At 71.0% G+C, this 3,564-nt stretch carries 4 protein-coding genes and 1 pseudogene; 3 read left to right on the forward strand and 2 right to left on the reverse strand.

Annotation, left to right across the window (positions count from 1 at the left end; all coding sequences use genetic code 11):
- Positions 1 to 68 precede the first annotated feature (68 nt).
- On the reverse strand, positions 69 to 986 hold the full coding sequence (locus AOK24_RS28655; RefSeq protein ID WP_055722949.1) for a nucleotidyl transferase AbiEii/AbiGii toxin family protein: 918 nt from the start codon (positions 984 to 986) through the stop codon (positions 69 to 71).
- A 180-nt stretch (positions 987 to 1,166) separates the two neighbouring features.
- Here AOK24_RS28655 and AOK24_RS28660 point away from each other — a divergent pair, with 180 nt between their 5' ends.
- Complete coding sequence (locus AOK24_RS28660) at positions 1,167 to 2,213, forward strand: glycoside hydrolase family 5 protein (RefSeq protein ID WP_055722950.1); 1,047 nt, start codon at positions 1,167 to 1,169, stop codon at positions 2,211 to 2,213.
- Positions 2,214 to 2,359: 146 nt separating this feature from the next.
- Here AOK24_RS28660 and AOK24_RS28665 read toward each other — a convergent pair whose 3' ends face one another.
- Positions 2,360 to 2,725 (reverse strand): hypothetical protein, encoded by a 366-nt coding sequence (locus AOK24_RS28665; RefSeq protein WP_055722951.1) that lies wholly within the window; start codon positions 2,723 to 2,725, stop codon positions 2,360 to 2,362.
- A gap of 148 nt (positions 2,726 to 2,873) precedes the next feature.
- Between AOK24_RS28665 and AOK24_RS28670 the strand changes: the two genes are divergently transcribed.
- Together AOK24_RS28670 and AOK24_RS51245 are read left to right on the forward strand one after the other, a co-directional pair.
- On the forward strand, positions 2,874 to 3,227 hold the full coding sequence (locus AOK24_RS28670) for a hypothetical protein (RefSeq protein WP_193555022.1): 354 nt from the start codon (positions 2,874 to 2,876) through the stop codon (positions 3,225 to 3,227).
- Positions 3,224 to 3,564, forward strand: a pseudogene (locus AOK24_RS51245) (hypothetical protein); the annotation flags it as partial. The gene AOK24_RS28670 and the pseudogene AOK24_RS51245, both read left to right, overlap by 4 nt.

Raw genomic sequence — 3,564 nt, forward strand, 5'->3', positions numbered from 1 at the left:
ATATGCGCCCGGCCCGGTGCGGGTGACGGTGCGTCAGCCGCCCCGGGCCGGGCGCATATGACGGTGCGTCAGAACCGGGACTCCAGCGCCCGCCGCAACCGCCCCGACCACTCCCGTGCCGTGCCCCGCCGGGCGAACTCGCCGGTCCACTCCACCTCCCATCCGGTGACCGTCGCCGGCTCGAACTCCCCGAGGACCCGGCGCAGGAGGCGGCCGGAGAGGTGGGTGCGCGGGGACTCCGCGAGGAGCACCGCGTCGTACAAGTCCTTGCCCTGGGCCCGGCCTTGGGCTGTCGCGTCGGTGTGCAGCCAGCGGAGTTTCCAGGCGAGGGAGAGGGCGCGGGACGCCGTGCGGACGGGGGTCGGCGGGCGGTCGGTGATGCGGGGGACCAGTGTCCAGACCGGCGGCTCGGGGAGCAACTCGTCGCGGGCGAAGTCGAGTTGGGCAACTCCCGTGAGCGTGCCGGGGTGTTCGAGCCGCCAGGGGATCGAGAGGCGGACGCCGGGGGTGTCGTACTCGGCGTAGGTCCACTGCCCGTCGTCCCGCGCCCCGGCGGCGTCCAGGACGACACCCGCGCCCGCGTACGGCCGTTCCCGGACCCGCTCCAGCAGGTCCTGGTACGGGGGGCTGGGGTCGACGTCCTCGGAGTCGACCCAGGACAGCCCCTCGGGCGGCAGGATGCCCCGCTGTCCGCCCGTGCCGAACTCCTCCTCGCGCCACAGGTCGTAGCGCGCCGCCCCCGCGAACGCCTCCGGCCACTGCTGGACGTCCTCGATGCGCCGGGCGTACGGGTACGGGTCGAGGGGGTCGACGCCCACCTCGTCCTCCAGGACGACCCAGTCGAGGTCCCCCGGCGGGCGCGCCGCGTCCCCGGCCCAGGCCGGCATCGTCATGCTCCCGCGCAGCACCAGCGAGGAACTCCACGGGGCCTCGGCGATGAGCGCGAGCACATGGTCGAGGGCGATGCGCCGCTCCCTTTCCGTCACGTCGCGGACGCTAGCAGCGACCACCGACAACGGCTCCACCGCAGGAGGGTAAGCGCTTTCCGAAATCTCCCCACGACCTCCTTGACAACGTCGCGCACCCCGACCCAGACTCACACCGCGTCGATCACCCCAGGTCAAGGCCGACGCCGAGCCGCGTTCCTCCCGTAAGAAGGTACTGCCGTGCCCCTGCGCTCCCGTAACTCCCGGCGCCCCCGCACGCGTGCGCTGATCGCCACCGCCGTGGCCCTCGCCGGTGTCGCCGCGCTCGGTGCCGGCGTCCCGGCGTCCGCCGCCGACCGGTACGCCGCGCCCGCGCCGAACACCAGCCAGTTCAAGGGCGTCAACTGGGCGGACCCGCGCGACAACTACGCCAACGACGAGGTCCAGCTGTCGGGGCTCTCGCTGTCGGACACGTACGCGCAGACGTACCACAAGGCCACCCGCATCATCTCCGCGTTCCGGGCCAACCTCGGCGCCAACACCGTGCGCCTGCCGATCAACCCGTACACGGTCAACGGCAATTACTGGCACTCGTACCGCGCGGTCATCGACGCGGCCACCCGCCAGGGCTTCAAGGTGATCGTCTCCTACTGGGAGGGCTCCGGCACCCAGAAGGACGGGTTCATCGACGACACGGCGACGTACTGGCCGATGTGGAAGACCGTCACCAGCGCGTTCCAGCACAACAGCCTCGTCTACTTCGAGCCGATGAACGAGCCGCACGGCTACACGCCCACCGAGTGGGCCGACCTCGCCGCGAAGTGGATCGGCACGTTCCCCAAGATCCCGCGCAACCGGATCTTCGTCAGCGGCAGCGGCTACAACGACAGCGTCGTCTCCGTCTGCGCCGACCCCCGCCTCAAGGGCACGTACCTGTCCCTGCACCACTACGGCTTCTGGGGCAACCGCACCTACGACGAGTGGGTCACCGACCTCAAGACCCGCCTCGGCGACTGCGCCTACCGCACGGTGGCCGACGAGTTCGGCGCGACCATGACCAGCGGCCTCGACTACAACGGCTCCAACGTCGGCAACAACGAGATCTCCTTCATCCAGGCCGACACGGACGTCTTCCGCGAGCTCCACATGGGCTCGGTCTACTGGCCCGGCCTGCGCACGGGCGACACGTACTCCCTCCAGACCCTGACCGGCCCCGCCACCAACCCCTGGCTGGCCACGACCAACAAGTCGGGCGCGGACCGCCTGAAGTGGGCGTGGGGCCGCTAGGGCGGAACACGTACGAGGGGGCGGGGCCGAGACGGCTCCGCCCTCGCGCATTTCCGGGCGGCGGCACGACCGGGGCCGCGACCCGGTGGTTCTCCGGGCGCTGAACGTCGTTTCCGTGACGCCGAGTTGGGGCGAGCCCGGCGGTTCTAGATCTCCAGCTCGCCCTCGATGCGCTTCAGCGCGTGCCGCGCCAGGGCCAGGTTTCCGCGGCCCCGGTCCAGGGCGAGGTACAGGAACAGGGTGCCGCTGCTGCTGGCGAGGGGGCGGATCAGGTGGTACTGGGCGCCGAGGGTGATGAGGATGTCCTCGACCGCGTCCTGCATGCCGAGGAGTTCGAGGGTGCGGGTCTTGGCGCGGACGACCTCCGTGTTGCCGGCGGCGGCGACCTCCAGGTCGAGGCCCGGGCCGCCGCCGAGGACGCCGAGCGACATCCCGCTCTCGTAGTCCACGAGGGCGACACCCAGGGCGCCGTCGATCGTCATCGCTTCCTTGAGCGCTGTCTCGATGTTCATGTGCTGCCCTTCGCTCTGTTCACTCTGTGCGGTCCGGCGATGTGACGACGGGTCAGAAAATGAGCGACGGACGCCCTGTCCTGAACCTTTCGGATTAAACTACTGTGCCTTCAGTTGTGATGTGAAGCAAAAGTGAAGGGGAGTCCCGTTGTCATCAGTCGAAGCCTCCCTGAGTCGCCTCCTGGATCTGCCGGGCGTCACGGGTGTCTCGCTCATCGACGCGGTCACGGGACTGACGTACGGCGACGCGGGGGAGGGCGGCTCGGACGCCGTGGAGTGCAGCCGCCTCGCCGCGTCGGTCGAGAACAGCCTCAACGCGGCTGGCGCGCAAGGGGAGTTGGAGAGCATCGTCATCACGGGCGGCAGCCGCCAGCTGGTCGTGGCGACCGTGCCGCGCCAGGGCGACCCCCTGCTCCTGACGGCCGCGCTGGAGCGCGGTCAGGCCAACCTCGCCCTGGTCCTGCACCACTTGGGCCGGTACGCGGCAGAGGTGACCGCATGACGCCCGCGCCGGCCCCGCGCAACCTCCCCGCCCTGCTGGCCGCGTTGCACGCCGAGGGCCGCGACGCCGCGGTCACCGTCTCGGGCACCCCCGGTGGCACGATTCACGTACGCGCCGGACTGGTGACCGCCGTCGACACCCCCGGCGCCCCGAGCGCGGAGTCGATCCTCCTCAAGTCGGGCCGCGTGGCCGACAGTTCCTGGACGGCGGCCCGCGCGGCGCACGGCGACTTAGCCCAACAGCTCCAGCAACGCGGCGTGTTGACCCCGCTGGAGTTCGAAGTCGCCTGCACGGCAGCCCTGTTCGACGGCGCCTTCGCGCTCGCCCTGGGCCCCGG

This window comes from Streptomyces niveiscabiei, assembly GCF_001419795.1.
Classification (GTDB): Bacteria; Actinomycetota; Actinomycetes; order Streptomycetales; family Streptomycetaceae; genus Streptomyces; species Streptomyces niveiscabiei.